Origin of the sequence: Coleofasciculus sp. LEGE 07092 (genome assembly GCF_015207375.1) — a bacterium.
Lineage (GTDB): Bacteria > Cyanobacteriota > Cyanobacteriia > Cyanobacteriales > Coleofasciculaceae > LEGE-07092.
Map to the genome: position 1 here is coordinate 1 of NZ_JADEWY010000001.1, position 16,899 is coordinate 16,899.

Annotated in this window: 19 protein-coding genes, 1 other RNA gene and 2 pseudogenes; 8 read left to right on the forward strand and 14 right to left on the reverse strand. The window is 45.2% G+C overall.

Annotated features, from left to right (window positions below):
• The 4 genes from IQ257_RS00005 to IQ257_RS00020 form a co-directional block, all read right to left on the reverse strand.
• On the reverse strand, positions 1-686 hold a 686-nt coding region (locus IQ257_RS00005), incomplete at its 3' end, for a M16 family metallopeptidase (RefSeq protein WP_193932876.1).
• 54 nt (positions 687-740) lie between these two features.
• Positions 741-2,021 carry a M16 family metallopeptidase gene (locus IQ257_RS00010; protein ID WP_193877245.1) on the reverse strand — a complete coding sequence of 427 codons (1,281 nt, stop codon included), beginning with the start codon at positions 2,019-2,021 and terminating at the stop codon, positions 741-743.
• 185 nt (positions 2,022-2,206) lie between these two features.
• A non-coding RNA gene (ssrS, locus tag IQ257_RS00015) (6S RNA) lies at positions 2,207-2,391 on the reverse strand.
• Between the two features lie 48 nt (positions 2,392-2,439).
• On the reverse strand, positions 2,440-2,577 hold the full coding sequence (locus IQ257_RS00020) for a hypothetical protein (protein ID WP_193877186.1): 138 nt from the start codon (positions 2,575-2,577) through the stop codon (positions 2,440-2,442).
• Here IQ257_RS00020 and IQ257_RS00025 point away from each other — a divergent pair.
• Complete coding sequence (locus tag IQ257_RS00025) at positions 2,567-3,460, forward strand: pentapeptide repeat-containing protein (RefSeq protein WP_193877188.1); 894 nt, start codon at positions 2,567-2,569, stop codon at positions 3,458-3,460. The two genes, IQ257_RS00020 and IQ257_RS00025, sit on opposite strands and share 11 nt — an antisense overlap.
• A 177-nt stretch (positions 3,461-3,637) precedes the next feature.
• Here IQ257_RS00025 and pcrA read toward each other — a convergent pair whose 3' ends face one another.
• Both pcrA and IQ257_RS00035 read right to left on the reverse strand, forming a co-directional pair.
• Positions 3,638-5,974: a DNA helicase PcrA gene (gene pcrA / locus IQ257_RS00030; RefSeq protein WP_193877190.1), complete on the reverse strand. Its 2,337-nt coding sequence runs from the start codon at positions 5,972-5,974 to the stop codon at positions 3,638-3,640.
• 242 nt (positions 5,975-6,216) lie between these two features.
• A complete protein-coding gene (locus tag IQ257_RS00035; RefSeq protein WP_193877193.1) occupies positions 6,217-7,266 on the reverse strand; it encodes a VOC family protein in 1,050 nt (349 codons plus the stop codon).
• 164 nt (positions 7,267-7,430) lie between these two features.
• On the opposite strand from IQ257_RS00035, the gene IQ257_RS00040 reads away from it, so the two are divergent.
• Positions 7,431-7,634, forward strand: a complete 204-nt coding sequence (locus IQ257_RS00040; protein WP_193877195.1) for a hypothetical protein — start codon at positions 7,431-7,433, stop codon at positions 7,632-7,634.
• A gap of 33 nt (positions 7,635-7,667) precedes the next feature.
• Positions 7,668-8,123 (forward strand): GGDEF domain-containing protein, encoded by a 456-nt coding sequence (locus IQ257_RS00045; RefSeq protein ID WP_193877204.1) that lies wholly within the window; start codon positions 7,668-7,670, stop codon positions 8,121-8,123.
• Positions 8,124-8,173: 50 nt separating this feature from the next.
• Here IQ257_RS00045 and IQ257_RS00050 read toward each other — a convergent pair whose 3' ends face one another.
• The 3 genes from IQ257_RS00050 to IQ257_RS00060 all read right to left on the reverse strand — a co-directional run bounded on the left by IQ257_RS00050 (position 8,174) and on the right by IQ257_RS00060 (position 9,832).
• Positions 8,174-8,365, reverse strand: coding sequence for a hypothetical protein (locus IQ257_RS00050; RefSeq protein WP_193877206.1), 192 nt, complete (start codon positions 8,363-8,365; stop codon positions 8,174-8,176).
• Positions 8,365-8,562, reverse strand: a complete 198-nt coding sequence (locus IQ257_RS00055; protein ID WP_193877208.1) for a DNA-binding protein — start codon at positions 8,560-8,562, stop codon at positions 8,365-8,367. Before IQ257_RS00055 ends, IQ257_RS00050 begins: the two co-directional genes overlap by 1 nt.
• 223 nt (positions 8,563-8,785) lie before the next feature.
• On the reverse strand, positions 8,786-9,832 hold the full coding sequence (locus tag IQ257_RS00060) for a pentapeptide repeat-containing protein (protein ID WP_193877210.1): 1,047 nt from the start codon (positions 9,830-9,832) through the stop codon (positions 8,786-8,788).
• Between the two features lie 258 nt (positions 9,833-10,090).
• Between IQ257_RS00060 and IQ257_RS31305 the strand changes: the two are divergent.
• A pseudogene (locus IQ257_RS31305) lies at positions 10,091-10,210 on the forward strand (phage integrase N-terminal SAM-like domain-containing protein); the annotation flags it as partial.
• Positions 10,211-10,422: 212 nt separating this feature from the next.
• Here the strand turns inward: IQ257_RS31305 and IQ257_RS00070 are convergent.
• Genes IQ257_RS00070 through IQ257_RS00085 form a run of 4 tightly spaced genes read right to left on the reverse strand, consistent with a single transcriptional unit; the run spans position 10,423 to position 11,763 of the window.
• Positions 10,423-10,788: a clan AA aspartic protease gene (locus IQ257_RS00070; protein ID WP_193877214.1), complete on the reverse strand. Its 366-nt coding sequence runs from the start codon at positions 10,786-10,788 to the stop codon at positions 10,423-10,425.
• Positions 10,785-11,057 carry a hypothetical protein gene (locus IQ257_RS00075; RefSeq protein ID WP_193877216.1) on the reverse strand — a complete coding sequence of 91 codons (273 nt, stop codon included), beginning with the start codon at positions 11,055-11,057 and terminating at the stop codon, positions 10,785-10,787. Before IQ257_RS00075 ends, IQ257_RS00070 begins: the two co-directional genes overlap by 4 nt.
• Before the next feature lie 50 nt (positions 11,058-11,107).
• On the reverse strand, positions 11,108-11,431 hold the full coding sequence (locus tag IQ257_RS00080; RefSeq protein ID WP_193877218.1) for a DUF5615 family PIN-like protein: 324 nt from the start codon (positions 11,429-11,431) through the stop codon (positions 11,108-11,110).
• Positions 11,425-11,763 (reverse strand): DUF433 domain-containing protein, encoded by a 339-nt coding sequence (locus IQ257_RS00085; protein ID WP_193877220.1) that lies wholly within the window; start codon positions 11,761-11,763, stop codon positions 11,425-11,427. The genes IQ257_RS00080 and IQ257_RS00085 overlap by 7 nt, the downstream gene beginning before the upstream one ends.
• 35 nt (positions 11,764-11,798) lie before the next feature.
• Here IQ257_RS00085 and IQ257_RS31310 point away from each other — a divergent pair.
• Positions 11,799-11,966, forward strand: a pseudogene (locus IQ257_RS31310) (XisI protein); the annotation flags it as partial.
• 143 nt (positions 11,967-12,109) lie between these two features.
• Here the strand turns inward: IQ257_RS31310 and IQ257_RS00090 are convergent.
• A complete protein-coding gene (locus IQ257_RS00090; protein ID WP_193877222.1) occupies positions 12,110-13,162 on the reverse strand; it encodes a pentapeptide repeat-containing protein in 1,053 nt (350 codons plus the stop codon).
• Positions 13,163-14,172: 1,010 nt separating this feature from the next.
• On the opposite strand from IQ257_RS00090, the gene IQ257_RS00095 reads away from it, so the two are divergent.
• From IQ257_RS00095 to IQ257_RS00105, 3 genes are all read left to right on the forward strand, one after another.
• Positions 14,173-15,165, forward strand: a complete 993-nt coding sequence (locus IQ257_RS00095) for a CHAD domain-containing protein (protein WP_193877225.1) — start codon at positions 14,173-14,175, stop codon at positions 15,163-15,165.
• Between the two features lie 181 nt (positions 15,166-15,346).
• Complete coding sequence (locus tag IQ257_RS00100) at positions 15,347-15,976, forward strand: Crp/Fnr family transcriptional regulator (protein WP_193877227.1); 630 nt, start codon at positions 15,347-15,349, stop codon at positions 15,974-15,976.
• Positions 15,977-16,051: 75 nt separating this feature from the next.
• Positions 16,052-16,663 (forward strand): alpha/beta hydrolase, encoded by a 612-nt coding sequence (locus IQ257_RS00105; RefSeq protein ID WP_193877247.1) that lies wholly within the window; start codon positions 16,052-16,054, stop codon positions 16,661-16,663.
• The last annotated feature ends 236 nt before the right edge of the window (positions 16,664-16,899 follow it).

Sequence of the window (16,899 nt, forward strand, 5' to 3'; positions counted from 1 at the left end):
GGGATGAGGGGTGTCTGGGGAGGTTGCCAATCACCGAAAACTCGCTTTACCTGCTCAACTGCTTCTTCTGGCGTGAGGCGACCGGCGAGACTAATGACCATATTATCGGGACGGAAATAAGTCTGGTGATAACGCTCCAAATCACTTCGCAGCAGTCCCGATACCGTAGCTTCCGTTCCCAAAACGGAAAGAGCATAGGGATGGTCTTGATACATTGCCTTTCGCAACTGCTCAAAGGCTACACTAAAAGGCTGCTCCTTTTGAGAACGAATATCTTGAAGGGTTAAGTATCGCTCCAGTTCCACCTCTGTTTCTGGGAAACTAGGCGATCGCAATAATTGCCCCGCTAGTTCCAACATATTGAGCCAATCTGTAGAAACCGTTTTCAGCGAGAGCAAAAAGTAATCTGTTGCCGCATCAGCACTCAGTTGAGCGCCGACAGACTCAACCCGTTCGGCAATTTCAATCGACGAGAGACTTTGGGTTCCTTTAGTGAGGACGGCGGCAAGCAGGTGAGAGAGTCCAGATTTTTCGCGGGGTTCCCACTGGCTACCTGTCCTCATAAAGATGCGAGTTGCAATAATATCTGCCGCTGAATTTTCAATGGCAATCACAACGATGCCATTATCCAGAACCATGGGGTGGATAAGTTGCTGGGATTGTGACGTTGTGGCATTTTGAAGCATGAAGTTTAAAATAGTGACCAGTTAGGTACAAGATACGGATGCCTGAGTTATCAATCACCAATCTCCAGCGATCGGTTTGAGAACTGTCACCGCGTAATGATGGGGAGAAAGATACTGCTGTGCTAACACCATCAAGTCAGACGGTGTTAGTCCTTGAATCTGACGGGGATAAGTGACAGCAAGTTCTGCTGTCGCAATAGTATTGTAATATCCGTACAGACCTGCGAGTTGACCGGCAGCCTCCGTCGAAAAGATGTAATCATTACATAGTAAGCGCTGACAGCGGCTGAGTTCTTTTTGAGATACAGGCGTTGTTTGGAGTTGCAGGAGGCGATCGCAAATATGTGCTTCTACTTGCTCTAAGTACTGGGGTTCTAAGTAGGCGCTAATCGTGAACAAACTCGAATCGCGCTGGAGTGAGAAACCACTGCTAATCCCTTGAACCCATCGCAGCTCTTCTCGCAACTCTCGTACCAACCGTGACGAGCGTCCATCGGCTAGTAACACCGAGAGTAAATCTAAACCATAGGCATCTCTAAGTCCTTCGACACCCGGTCCAATCCAAGCCATCAACAGGCGTGCCTGTTCGATGCGAGGCAAATACAGTTCCTGACGCCGAATTTCGGTAATCGGTGGTTCTGCCTCAGATTGCAAGATTGGACAATAGCTGGGATTGCAGAAGTTTTCAAAGGACTTGTTCACCAACTCCAACGCTGAGGCTTGCTCAACTCCCCCAGTAATTACCACCGTCATGTTTTCCGGTTGGTAGTGAGTGGCGTGAAAACTGCGCATCTGCTGGGGGGATTGCGCCATCAGTTGCATTTCCGTTCCCAGCACCGAACGTCCGTAGGGATGACGCTGATAAATGTTTTCTGAGAGTGCCTGAAACCCTATCCAATCGGGATTGTCAAAGCAGGCGCGAATTTCTTCTAACACCACATCCCGTTCCCGCTCGAATTCGTCGTCAGGGATAGCGGCGTGTAAGAGTAAATCGGCTAGGGGAGGCAGGGTATCTTCTAAATAACGATTGGCTGTAGTCAGGAAAAAATGAGCGTAGTCATGGCTAGTCGCGGCATTCGTGAGTCCGCCGTGACTTTCAATCACCGAGTCAAACACACCCGGAGCTAATTTCTGAGTGCCTTTGAAAATCATGTGTTCCAGGAAATGAGCCATACCAGTCCATTCCTGGGGTTCTGCGATCGCACCTGCACGCACCCAAACATCCACAACAACGACGGGTGTCGCGGGTAGACATTGGTGAATGACACTCAATCCATTTGGAAGTTTGAAGATATTAGCGGAAAAGTTTGTAGTAATCAGCGGATCAGATAGCAATTTTTCTAATCTCAACTTTCAGCTTATGAGTTAAATTTAGTCTCATAGTAACGCCTGAGGGTTGAAAATTCAGAAAATTTTACTACACAAATCCTATTTAGAGTCAGCATTATTCTGAGGATTTCCACCAAGTCTCTAAACACCAAAATCCCCAGTCTCTCAAGACAGGGGATTTCAGAGATATGAAGTTCCCCAGGACGCCGTCTTACCTCAGTTTATGACCTGGCTGAACCAGGTGGGTACCGTAGACTCTCGTTTTTAAGTTTCCGGGTACAAGCCCGGTCTACTGCCACGAGAACACTGGGTTCCCTTATATAAACGGACATAGATCAACAAACTTTATTGGCAGTCACCAACGTCCCAGTAGAAACTCTAAACTCCATTGTAGTCGTTTGCCTCAGGATGTCCACTCGCTTGTTCAGTTTGTCCAGGGTTCATCTGCTGACTCCTGACTCCTGACTCCTGACTCCTGAAAATGGTAAAATAGATATTGGTTTTCGCTCTCGGATTGGTTGGGAACACCTAACCCTTCGGTTTGGTGGTAGATGGTATACAACGAACCCCACTCCTATCTCATTAAACTCGGCTTATCTCATTGGAATAACTGGAGGGCAAAAAAGCCCGATGTCATTCCTATGCTTGAGGGAGCTAACCTCAATTTACTAGACTTGAGCGGATTTAATCTCAGGGAAGCCAAAATCCAGGGGGCTAACCTCTTCGGCACCGATCTTATTGAAGCCGATTTAACTGGAGCTGATCTTAGAAAAGCTGACTTAACTGGAGCTGATCTTAAGAAAGCGAACTTAACTGGAGCTGATCTGTCGGAGGCAAGGCTGATCCGAACTCAGACATTAGAGACAAATTTTAAGGGGGCAAAATTTACTGGCACTTGCCTAGAAGATTGGAATGTCGATAGTGGTACGAACCTTGAAGGTGCAATCTGTGACTATGTTTACCTCAAGTCTAAGTATTCCCCTCAAGAAAAACGGTATGTTCTGCAAGAACGCCGTCCGTATACTGGAACGTTTGAGCTGGGAGAGTTCACCCGACTATTCCAAAAAACGTTAGAAACTGTTGACCTGATTTTCCGTAACGGTATTGATTGGCAAGCTTTTCTGATGGCATTTCAACAGTTAGAGATTGAGCGCAACAAATCGGAGCTGTCGATTCAAGGGCTTGAGAATAAGAATGGCTCTTTTGTGGTTCGGATTAGCGTTGCACCAGAAGAGGACAAGACAGAACTTGAAAAATCTTTTAAACAGCAGTACAAACTAGCTCTCCAAGCCATTGAAGAAAACTATCGAGAACAGCTTGAAGGAGTCGGTAATTTGGATGAGTGGATTGCCGATTACCGCCACCGAAATGCCGAACTCAAAGAGATGATCGAGGTGATGGCTAAAGTCCAGTCTCCATCTTGTCGAAATTCGATTATACCGTAAACTAACTTAAATAAATATTCACTTCATAGGGACTTTCTGTGCCATCGGGATTCCGGCGATAGCTGATTTCCCCCCCCAATTGCATCATGCACTTAAGCAACGTCTGGTTATGCCTGATTTGAGAGAACAACTGCTCTGTTGTGTTCAACGGGATGCAACTTCCCCACTCCCTACTCCCTACTCCACCCGTTGCAGACTCGTTTGCTTCGGATCAATAATTTTCTGTCCCAAACCAGAAAATTTAACCGCAATACTGATTTTATTTCCTGATCCAAAGACATGGGTAACTTCACCCGTTCCAAAGGCTTCGTGAATCAACAAATCACCCTTTTTCCAGGTTTGAGATTTCGAGCCTTTAGATTTTGACCCTTTAGCTGCTGCAACCTTAGAGAGTTGATGTGCGGATTTAACTTTCACCAACGTGCTACTGATTAGATCTGCGGGCAACTCTTCTAAAAACTGAGAACGAACTGCCGGTTCCCGATACCCATAAAGACGACGTTCGCGGGCGTGGGAGAGGAATAACTGTTCTTGGGCGCGGGTAATGCCAACATAACAGAGACGGCGTTCTTCTTCCAAGGCAATGGGGTCATTTAGGGTGCGGGAGTGGGGAAGCAATCCTTGTTCTAAACCGACGAGGAATACAACCGGAAACTCTAACCCTTTAGCAGAATGTAGAGTCATCAGAGAGACGGCTTTTTGCCCTTCTTCAAGGTTATCTAAATCAGAAGCAAGGGAGGCATTTGCTAGAAATCCTTCTAAGCTAGTATCTTCATTTTCTTCCTGAAATTGCAAGACGGCGTTATAGAGTTCGGAAATATTTTCTAATCGGTTTTCGGCTTCATCCGTGCCTTGCTTTTTTAAGTCATCAATATAGCCGGACTCTTCCATTACAGACTTAACGATTTCAGCCGCTTGCAGGGTTTCAATTTGCTCTTGGCATTGCCGAATCACTTGACCAAACTTATTAACGGCTTTAGCCGAACGTCCGGCAAGGGTATTAACGGAGGTTTCATCGCTGATGATTTCCCACAGGGGAACCCCTAATTCTCGGGAAGCAACCACAAGATGATCGATTGTAGCTTGACCGATACCGCGTCGGGGAGTATTGATAATTCGCAGAAGACTGACCGTATCAGAGGGATTAGCGATCGCTCTCAGATAAGCGAGGGCGTCTTTAATTTCTTTGCGATCGTAGAACTTCAACCCACCGACAATGATATAAGGAACTTTCCCCCGCAGTGCATCCTCAATGGGACGAGATTGGGCGTTAGTGCGGTACAGAATGGCAAAGCTGCCCCAGTCTAATTCGGGGTTTTCTTGCGTCAGCTTGAGAATTTGACCTACCACAAATTGAGCTTCTTCTAACTCATCTTCTGCTTTGTGGCAGTAAATTTGTTCTCCCAATCCCCGTGTGGCTCGGAGAATTTTATCAATGCGTTGGGTATTTTTTTCGATTAAGTAATTAGCCGCTTGAAGAATGTTTTCTCTAGAGCGATAGTTTTCCTCTAATTTTACCATAGTACGGGTAGCTTCATCGGGCAATCCATCACCAAAGTCGGCTTGAAATCCCAATAATATGGTAAAGTCTGCCATTCTGAAGGAGTAGATAGACTGGTCAGCGTCACCCACAACAAACACCGAGCGATCGCGCCAATCCCATTGGTTTTTTCGGGTTTCGTCGTTAGTCGCTAACAAGCGAATCAGATCATATTGAATCCGGTTAGTATCTTGATATTCATCGACCAAAATATGGCGAAATTGTTTATGCCAGTAACCCAAGACGGATTCATTCTGCTGAAAGAGTTTAACGGGGACTAAAATCAAGTCGTCAAAGTCCAGAGCATTGTTAGCCGCTAGTTGCTCTTGGTAATGGCTGTAAACTTCCCCATAGACTCGTCCTTTGTACCCGGATTGCTCTTTTTCAAATTCTTGGGGAGATAACCCTAAGTTTTTGGCGTTGCTAATAGCGTAGCGGATTTTTCGGGGGTCAAATTTTTTGTCATCCAGATTGAGTTGTTTGGTGACAATAGTTTTAACGAGGGTTTGGGCATCGGAATCATCAAAGATGGAAAAGTTTCGATTCCACTGGCGTCCTTGTTCATCTTGATATTTATTAATATCGTAGCGGAGGATTCGGGCAAAGAGGCTGTGAAAGGTGCCAATCCACAGGGGTTTGATGTATTTTTTATAAACTTGCGATCGCAACTGGGTTTGTTCCGCCTCTGGCAGTAACTCTAAGCGTTGACTGTGCTTGTGTGCGGCTAGCTGCTGGGCAAATATCATTTCAATCCGGGATTTCATCTCCCTTGCCGCTTTATTGGTGAAGGTGACTGCCAGGATGTTCTCTGGATCAACCTTGTGGGTAAGAATTAAATTGGCAATTCGATAAGTTAGCGCCCTAGTTTTGCCGGAACCCGCACCAGCGACAACTAGCAGAGGACCGCAGAAGTGTTCGACGGCGCGACGTTGGGAGGAGTTGAGGTGCGTCAGAAAGTCGGTGGTTTGAGTCATGGCTAGCTGAGGCGATGAGGGCAAGTCTTCGCAAGGGAGTCTATTCTAGTTAAGGGTATCGTATCTTTGCCGCCGACTGTAGGGAGACAAGGGGACACGGGGACAAGGGGACAAGGAGATTTTTGAAGTCAGGACTTACGCACAGACGCTACATCTGGTAGGGGTATGAGATATCGTACCCCTACAATTAGAGGTTGATCGGTAAATTTGCGTAAGTCCTGAAGTGTTACTCTTCTCGCCTATCACCCTACACCCCACACCCCCTTAAATCCTATCAACGTCCAAAAATACCCATCGGGTGCAACAAACGAGAAACTGGTTTCTCCAAACTCATTGCCCGTTATTTCTGTTACGCTTCGAGCTGCACTGACCTTTACCCGATTAAAATACTCTTCTAACTCCTTTACCCGATAGGTATATAACGACATCCCCAAACACCCAGGTTTGGCTTTTTCAAAACAGTCTGCTAATTGCATCGCCTCAGGAAACCGGAGAATGTACAACCGACCCGAACGTACTGCCTGTAAGTCAGATTTTGATGACCGTGGATCGTCAAATGCTGTCACCAAAAACCGTTCTCCTGGTTGAAGATCAAACATCTGTCGAGCAGCGTCTGAGGATTCATAAGTTGTTTCTACATCATCTCGTGTCCGCAATAATCCTAAAATGTCTTCATAAAAGCACAGGGTTTCCTTGCTATCATCCTGAATAACCATGCCCATATGAGTAATCTGGCTGGTTTTGAAAAAAGCACTTTCATTAATCTGTCCATAATTCGGTAGACTGTAGCCGAAGCGCTGGAACAATACTTGCCGAGTCAGCGGTTGCAGCAGCATCATTTCTCGCACCCCCACTGCCGTCTCAAGAAACGGACGACTTTTTCTCTCTTTGTTATAGATAATTTCCCAGTGAAGATGGGTATAGTTGACGGGCAATCCTGCTGCTGTTGCTTCTTGGGCATGATTTAGGATAGTCAACAAATCAGCAGTTAATGCAGTTGCCCAACGGTTGCCTTTTCCTTTCATTGAACTCATCTGCAACCCTTCATTGGTAGGGTTTTCCCAAACCATCAAGCGAATCAGCCCGTGATCGGCATCTTGGTGATAAAGTCGAATCGAGTGCAAAGCCGAGTTCACGCTGTACAACTGGTTGGCGGCTGTGGCTGACAATTCACCCATCTGCCCAATTCGATAGCCAAACTGCTGCCAGTATTGAATTTGTGATAGGGCATCCTGAGTTCCGATACACACTTCATAGATGCCTTCTATTGAGGTAGGCTGTACCTGAGTCATAGTCGTAGAGACTTCCACAGAACTTCTCTTCACCGTTTGTCCGTTGCAGTGACAGATATCACTAAAACTATACCGTTATTGTCACGATTGCTTTTATTTGAAAATCACATAAAAATCGGGTAAAACCGTTCATATTAATAGAAACAACTTTTTGTATAGTTACAATGTCTGCTGAAGTAGTTGTCGTTCAGACTAATATTGAAGAATTGGTCGCCCAAATTTTAATGTATCGTAGAGTCACCCGTACCGAGCAGTTTATTTTGAAGTATACACTGCTTTATAAAGAAGAGCTGAATGAACAGGAGAAAACTTTAATTGACCGCATATTCTATGGGGTACGGCATGGGTTGCTCAAACTCGTTGAATAAGGGTTGATTCCCATAGCCTGATTTAATCGACGAATGCAGCAGTTATTTGTATATAAAATAAAGGAAAATATAAGAATAAATTTACCCGTTAATAACGATATCTGTAACGATTCAGCGAATAACCGCTTTTGGCAACACGTTGTCCAAACCATCGCTACGGCTGTAAAGTGTCCGGCGGATTTAGTCGCTCATTATGGGAGTGGTAGATTTGCCGTCATTTTATCGAATACTCAGGCAGAAGGCGCTGTCTGTTTAGCAGAAGAGATTCGCTTTCAGATTAAAGCCATTGAGATTGATTCAGCCCATTGCCAATTTCGCCAATCCCTCACCGCTAGTTTGGGAGTGGCTAGCGTGATTCCCAGCCGCGACTACTCTCCAACCCTGTTGCTCACTGCTGCGGCTCAAGCACTCTATCAAGCAAAAGTACAAGGATGCGATCGCGTTATTCTCTACGAAACACTGCTGCGGCAAACTCAATTCGCACGTTGATGTCGATTGCTAAATTATTTGTCACCGTTGTCAGATTAGTGTCATCTTGCTTAGGGCATATAGCTTGCTCCCCTCAGCACCCAAACTAGCTCACACAAAACGATATTGGTGATAAAGCAAGGCTGATTCTCTTGAATAACACTAACGGTCTGTTGCCATTGTTGCTCATCATCTCTAGTAAGGTATCGAATTACGGCGATGGGCGATCGCACTGGACGGCACACAAATGTCAGAAAGCGCATTATGCTAAACGCTGATACAACTCACCATTCTTTGTCAACACATAATTGGCTGCTTCAACAAACTCGCTCTTTTGAGAGTTGAGCCAATCCTCCAAGCTTGCCTTCAATAACACTTCGAGTGCAATCCCATGCACTGCTGCCAAATCTTGTAGCTTTTGGAATTGGGTGTCTGAAAGGTCAAGGGTAATAGAAGCCACAGCGATCGCTCTCCCGATGTTTTTGGGTTAAGTCTAGCATCTACCCCCAATCGGCAGCCTCGTTGTGCAGTCCCAATCCAGGAACGAAGCCAGCTAAGAATCTCCTCGTCTGAGGGTTGGTGAAAGGAAACGATACGCCCTGTCATTCTAGCTTGAGCAATCACGTCCACGGTCACAGCCTAAAGTGCGATCGCTCTTCATATCGCTTGTTGGTTGAGAAACATCATTTCAGCGTGATCAGTAGGTTTTGCACAGTAAAGTCAGACAAGATAGTTTTGTCCAGACGCGCTAGATTGACCTTTTGAGCGAGATGAAATCTTGTATGTGTCAAGTTTGTGCTGTGGTGAAAATGAGCGCTTTTCAAGGTTGCTTTAGAGCAATCGGCATTAGTTAAGTCTGCTCCCTTAAACTGAGTGCCACCTAGTCCTACAATCCATGAGGCTACAGTGAAAACGAGGCGTTCACGAGGATCACATCTTATCGTTCTGCAACTAATTAAATAGCTGACTGACAGGATTATACCAGCACCAGCAAAAGCGAAGATGATTGCAGCAATTCCAGCACCGGTAAAAGCGCTAGAGCCATCAATAATGTACAAGAGAATAGCAACAACAGAGGCGAAAATAAGAGCAAAAACAATAAGGCTTGCACTTGTGAAAATCAATGCCGTAGTGCTAGCAACAGCAACAGCAATTGTACTTGCAACAATAGTGGGAAAAGTAAACAAGAATGCCAAGAAGCTATACACACCACTAATCAGGGCTGTATAAGCAACGATATAGGCAACTATAGGTGCATCAGAATTACTAGAAACGCCAGGGTAAGCAACAAAGATAATGATGGCAATAATACCACTATTAGCAATAATTGCAGTCGTAATCCCCAGAGAACCTAAAGTACCTCGTCTATAAATCAATAGGGGGAAAATCATCAAGACAAATAACCCACTTACACCACAAGTGATATCTCCCCAGACTGTTTTTGTGGCTTCAGTTGACCCGTTAGGATCAAATATCAGAATTGCACAAACAGCCCAGAACATTGCTGCAAACAAAGTCGGTATTGCTATAAAAACTGAAGCCACCATTAATTTTGGAATAGCCCATCGCCGCAATGTTCCAGTTTTGGCTCCGCAGAGATCAACGCCAACCAGTCGGGCATCTGTAAAGTTTGTTCCCCGGAGGTCGCTGAGGCTGAGGTCAGATCCACTCAGATCAATGCCGCGCAGTCTCATCCCACGTAAAGACTCATAGCTAAGGTTTGCACCCACAAAGCTACGTTCTCCTTGACGGTAGCGATGATAGAGTTCTTTGGCAGTAAAGCGAGGACACTCCATTAGCAGTATAGGGAAAGGATGCTCCTATTAAATTGAATCTTAGACTAAGCAAAAACTATTTTTTAGGTAGCAGATTATTTCTGCATAATACGCGGCTTAAGCTGAATAGCCAGAATCTTTCCACATATTTTCAGATTCCTTACGGAGGCGAGCAGGTGTACTATTAGATGCACAGTACATCTACTTATCTCTATGCAGCCACCTCCTAAGAAATTGCTGGATCAGGTACGGGATGCTATTCGTCTCAAACACTACGCCTACCGCACTGAAGAAACCTATGTGCAGTGGATTCGCTGCTACATCCTATTTCACATTATAAGCGCCATCCAAACTATGGGGATTCGTGCCGGAGCAAACAATCGTTGGTCGTGCGGTTCTACAAATCTATCCTCTTATGCACTTTCAGGGTCTGTTGTAACGGCTAAAGTGAGCGGCGGCGAATATGACTGAAACGAAGTGCAAAGACTCTCTACCGTCCACTCCACTGAGCTGTTAGCCTGCGTTGCACTACGTCAGATTGGGGTTTACAATTTATCAATTGTCACCAACCCGCCTTCTGTAAACTGAATCACAAGTTCTTGCTCTTCTAGCAAGGCAGTTCCCAGTAAAGGTCGCCGTCCTGTAGCAATAACAAGGACTTCTCGCTCTTCACCATTCCAAAGGACAATCGCCTCGTAAATTGGTAGCAAGACTTCGCTGTTATCTGCCAAATTCGCGGGAGTATCGTGTCTGAAGGTCAAGCCCATCAAAGAAACCGCTTCTGAAGGAAGACATAGTTCTCCTGTGAACCCTGTATCTATAACAAACTCAATAGGGATGGTTGAGCCGTTTGGCAGCAAAAATGTTAGTGCGACAGTTGCATATCTATCCGTCACGATTCCAGAAATCACTTGGAGACACGCTCCATGACCCCACCAAATGAGACGGCAACGTTGTATCCAATGCGAATACCAAAGAGTCGAGCATTTAGGTGCTTCTTACTGAGGTTACGTGATGCTTGCAGTCCAGTTTTATCAACTTCATAATCACCTGTTTCAATGTCGATAATGACCATCTTGCCAATGTTTTCCTCGGTCTCAACTTTTTGACGAATTCCGCCCTCGTACAGTTGCTTTGCCCGATGCGCAACTTCCTCACGACTTAACAGAATTGCTTGCATACACTGGCTCCTGGTCAATATGCCATCTGTTTGTACCCCTTCATAATATCTTAGAAACAAATAATGATTCGCGATCGCCGACAACGCTCCACAATCCCCCTATCTCTGGTAGAAGCTGAGTTAGAACAACAATCCTGCACTCCTGGCATGGGCTGTCCCTGCCTCACACGATCGTAGGCATAACGAGTAATCGTAGCGACATCATGAGTCAGTAAAACACGTCCTTCTTGGGCTGCCCACTCTAAAATGGTTGGATCGTCCTCGCCTGACAACCCAATATCTTGCACACGAACCATGTCAAGCATTGGATTACGGCGAAATAATCCTCGAACGATCGTGTTATCAAAGTTCTCATCAACCAGAAGTTTCAACACGCTTGCTGCTTTGCTTTACGGGCAAGCAGGCGATCGCGCAAGCCTTGCGGATCAAATCTCGCTTGATTCATTTCACGAATCTCTTGTGCTTGCTGCTGTCGCTGTTGTAAGTAGGCTTCTACTTTTGACTGGTGCTTGAGATAGAAGGCAATTGTGGCATAAACGTCGGCTAGATTCAGGGACGGATACCGATACGCAATTTCCTCTGCTGTCGCGCCTTGCCCAAAGACAGCGACCACAGTATCCAATGTCACGCGAGTTTTTCCGACTAAAATTACGCCATCCTCATTCGCTTGTAAAGGAGCAGGTTCAGCCACAATTGCCAAAGTCATGAGCAGCTTCAAATTCACTGCCTTGATGGTAACAGATAAGTTACGCAGACATTCTTAAGCAAACAGTACAGGCGGCAACCGTTAATCAACCCCGGCTATAGGCGATCAAACTCTATCCTGTTTGTAATATAGATTCAGGTCACTTTCTAATCCTGGCTACAGGGTGGGATAAACAGCGATGGCTCGACACTATTCTGTTTCATGTCTGAACACCAAAAGCGATCAAACACACGCGCTAAATCCTCAACAGCAATCCTATTCGTCATAATAATTGGGCAATCGACAGTTGAGTAAACCCCTGAAAAGGGAAAAGACAAATCCCTTTTCCCGGAATTTCTAGGCTCGTTCACTCATAGGTTGTACCATTCGGCATAATTGCCCCTTTTAAAGAAGCCTCTGTCAAATTGGCTCCTGTCAAGTTGGCTCCAATCAAGTTAGCTTCACTTAAATTAGCCTCGTTGAGATTAGCTCCAGTGAGATAAGTGAGGAGCAAGCCCGTTCGTAGCAGATTAGCTTGACTTAGGTTCGCATCCTGCAAGTTTGCCTCCAGCAGATTGGCACCGATTAAATTGGCTTTGTACAAGTTAACCTTGTAAAGATTAGCTTTGCTCAAGTTACTTCCCCGCAGGTTAGCCTTTTTCAAGAACGCTCCCTTCAGGTTGGCACCACTGAGATTAGCATTACTAAGGTCTGCGCTATTAAGGTTGGCACCACTGAGATTAGCATTACTAAGATCTGCGCCATTAAGGTTAGCATCACTGAGATTAGCATTACTAAAGTCTGCTTCTTTCAAGATAGCTTCACTCAAGTCGGCACTCTCTAAGTTAGCATCCCGCAAGTCTACTCGATGCAAATAGGCTCGGATCAAACTAGCTCCACTCAGGTTGGCTCTCCTTAAATCTGCTTCACTGCAAATTGTACGATTCAGTGTTGCCTTTCTCAAGTCAGCATCCTTGAAAATTGCTCGACTCAAGGTTGCCCCAGTCAAGTTCGCCTTGCTCAATTTTGCCCCTTTTACCCGAGCACCAATCAGACTGCTGCCAATCAAAACAGCAACCTTTAGATCTGCCTCTGATAAAGTAGCACCGCTGAGGATAGCTCCACTCAAATTGGCTTCAATCAAGATTGCCCCCGTCAGATCAGCTTGGGAGAGAGTGGTTTCGATTAATTGGGCGCTTTTGAGATTGGCAACCCTCAAATCTGCATCCTTAAGATAAGCGCCAATGAGTTTAGCTTTTGTTAAATTTGCCCCCTTCAGATGAGCGGCACTTAAATTGATCCGATTCAGATTAGCTTCACTTAAATCGGCTCCAATAAGGTTGGCTCCAGAAAAATTACGTTCTCCTGTTTCGTGCCGATTCAAAAGTTCGGCTTTACTTAAAAATTCACTTGCTTTCATAAAAATTGCCTGGTTGTTTTGCTGTTGTTCAGCGACAGGCTCTCCCTAAATTTGTAAAAAGAAACTCCATAGAACGGCTTTGCTAATCCTTCTTGGGAAAATTAACACAATGAGTAAATTTTAAAAGCTATCTGGGTAGCTGTAAGCTAACAGGTGAGGAGAAAAAATTACTCTCTCATCGTTAGACTTGAGTGAGACTGAGCGAGCACCACCTACGACAGTAACAGTGACTCTCAATCGAGGCAGTATTTAAGTATTCACTTTTCTAGAGTGAATACTTAAATACTGTTCTCGGACGACTCAGCCGGTGTCACCTCCCCTACTACTGCACGACTTTAATAAACTAGAATCTGTGGAGAATCGTCGTTCGCCGCTTGGGTTTACCAATCTACCAGTAACGGCAACAGCTACAAAAAGCCTTTTCCCAAGGATGGGTTTTTATTCCAACCAGGTCTCGGCATTAAACTAGAAAAGTCTCTTGTATTCAATGCCCTAGTGAACTCTACTGCTGCTCCCAAGTCTTGGCTAGGCGTCATACAGTTAGATCGAGATCGTGTAGGTTTGTAATTCGTGAGCGATCGCCCAGTTGTTAATCGCTAGACATGAACTTATTTTATAGATAGCGCTTCGCTGGTCAGCCGCCATCTGCTTTCATCTGACTACAAGCATCCTAAAACTACTGGTTGCAGATAGTCTGAGTTTGATATGCCAGAAAAACGACGAGAAGCCACATCTAAAAAACTTTATTCTTTAAAGATAATGGTTCGAGGTCAGATTGTGCAAGGTAGGGTTAGCAGTAGAGCCGCAGGCGTCTAATCTGAGGCAGGATGTTCATTGCTCAGGGTTCATGGATTGACACCCATGAATCCTATAATCCTAGTGTCCTTTAAAGATGTGTTATACTAGATCACCACATTAAATTTTTATCTTCATCAAGGAAAAGCAATGATTCCCTTGCTCCTTCCTTGTCCAGCTCCCAAGGCTGGAGTTTTACCAAATAGCAATTTTTGATGACAGAAACTTCTCTATCAGACCCCAAAGTCGTCGGTTATTGGGCTTATCAGGCAATTGAAAAACATTTCCGAAAAGTAATTAAGCACGAAACGGACGTTCTTAAAGACAAAGATCCCGAAGCGCTTCATCAGATGCGCGTCGGTATGCGGCGTCTGCGTACAGCCGTTACGGGTTTTGCACCAGCCCTTTCACTGCCAAAAGCCGCACGCGAAAAAAAAATTGCCAACGTTGCCCGACAACTTGGACAACTGCGGGATATCGATATTTTGCAAGACGCCCTGCACAACCATTATTTGCCAGGACTACCAAAGTCAGAGCAAAAAATCCTTAAGAAAGTTTTAGAAACCCTTGGAAAAGAGCGCAAGCATACCTTAAAGCAGGTACAGGCAACCCTCAGCCAGCAACGCTACCAAAACCTCAAGCAGGCATTGGAAACTTGGTTAGTACAGCCCAATTACAGCACGTTTGCCGAATTTGCAATTGACGATATCTTGCCCGAGTTGCTTCTGCCACTCGTAAGCAACTTTTTCCTGCATCCAGCTTGGTTGGTGGGAGTCAAACTTCAATCTGGAGAGATTGAGGTTAAGAGCGATTTGAGTTCTGAAAACGTCATGCAGCTTCTAAGTACTCACGCCGAAACCGTACATGATTTGCGCAAGCAAGCCAAGCGAGTGCGTTATCAGATGGAACTGTTTACTGAATTTTACGATTCTACCTATCAGGATCACGTTAAATCAGTAAAAGCTATTCAGGGTCTTTTAGGACAAATTCAAGATAGTTTTGTATTGGTAGAGTTTCTTTGTAAAAACCTGAACACAGACGTTACTGTCGAATTACCAACCCTTGGCAAACAGTTGAAAGAAACTCGTTACCAGATATGGCAGGAATGGCAGTTCCTACAGCAGCAATATCTCAATGCTAAAGTCAGAAAAGACTTGCATAAGCTTATACTCCAACCCAGTCAGCAAGATGCCAAAGCCAGAATCTAAAAGTTAGCAGACACTCAATACTTGAACCCTCGCGCCATGAGGCAAATTTACCCATTTCCGGTTTGATTTCTAAAGCTATGAATGGCTTAATCGTTTGATTACCAAGCCTTTACCTTGGTCGCTTATAGTTGAGACTGCCTTCCCTATACCAGTGTTTGAAAGCTGGAAAAAGTTGCAACTCATGATCCAAGCTTCCAAAGTTGTTCTAGAGAGCGAGCGAGCGGAATCCACAGAAGGACGCCGATTGCATTTTTATGCCAAAGGGGAAAATATTCCATTAGTGTCTCAAGGGGTATGGCAAGTCTGCCAAGGTTTAGTGCAGCTAAGTACACTTTGCCAAAACGGTGAAGAAATATGGTTGGGTTGGGCAGAACCTTCAACATTCTTTGGTAACTGGTTTTCTTTGCTGACTGCTTATCAAGCCACCGCCCTCTCTGACGTTCATCTCATCTGGTTTTCCTTAGCAGAAATCAACGCTTCACCCCGCCTAGCGTCAGCGATGTTACCGCAGATGGTGCGACGGATGCGGCAGACGGAAGCGCTGCTAGCCATAGCCGGTCAGCGGCGGGTCGAGGATCGCTTGCAACGGTTACTATCGTTGATGAAACAGGAAATTGGTCAACCTATAGCAGAGGGAACTCGTTTAGGTGTACGCTTGACCCATCAGAATCTGGCGAATGCCATCGGCACCACACGAGTAACGATCACACGACTCCTCAGTAAGCTGAAGAAGGAGGGAGCCATTACCCTTGGGAGCGATCGCCACATTATCCTTAAAGATGGATACTTTACAAATATTGGAAATTGGTGATACAATTGTTAGTTTAATACAAATCATACGTTTATATATTAGGTAGTCACCAGTTGTAGTTACAGGAGTAGACCCCTGTCTCTCGACGCTATTTCAATTCCACCCCAAACATCTCAACAGCCAACTGGTTTGGTTGTAGTCTTGCACGGTTGGGGGGCTAATGCCCAAGATTTGGTCTCTTTGGTGCCAGAATGGGCTCTACCGAATTACCATTTCTTGTTCCCCAATGCTCCGTTTGCTCACCCCCAAGTGTCAGGGGGTACTATGTGGTACGACCTTGAACGAGAAGATTATCAGGGACTAACCCAAAGCAAGCTAATGCTGACAGACTGGATTAAATCCATCGAAAGTGTCACTGGCATTCCTCTCTCCTCCACGGTTTTGACGGGCTTTTCTCAGGGTGGGGCAATGATTCTGGATGTGGGATTGAGTTTACCAGTAGCTGGTTTAGTCTCCATGAGCGGTTATCTGCATCGAACTCCTCAAAATGTCGAGCCTCCCTTACCACCGGTCTTAATCGCCCATGGTAGACAAGATAATGTTGTTCCTTTGAGTGCAGCTCAACGCTTGCGGGACTATTTACTCAACTTAGGAGCACCGATACAGTACAAAGAATTTGATATGGGACATGAAATTGTCCCAGAGGTTATCGATGTTGTTCGAGATTTTATTTTAGTCAATACGTGAGGATTGGTCATGGGTCATGGGTCATTAGCGAATACCAACCGATAACTTATCTGTTACATCGGTTACTAAATCTGTTGCCACACTGAATCTGTTGCCACTTGCTGACCAAAGAAGAAAGGACAAACGACAAATCACCAAAAAACTTACAATACCTTAACGTAACTCTTCCCCAGTCCCGTCCTCAAATAGCGATAATATAAAAGCGGCTGTAGCGTGCTACAGGGCTTAACGACAGA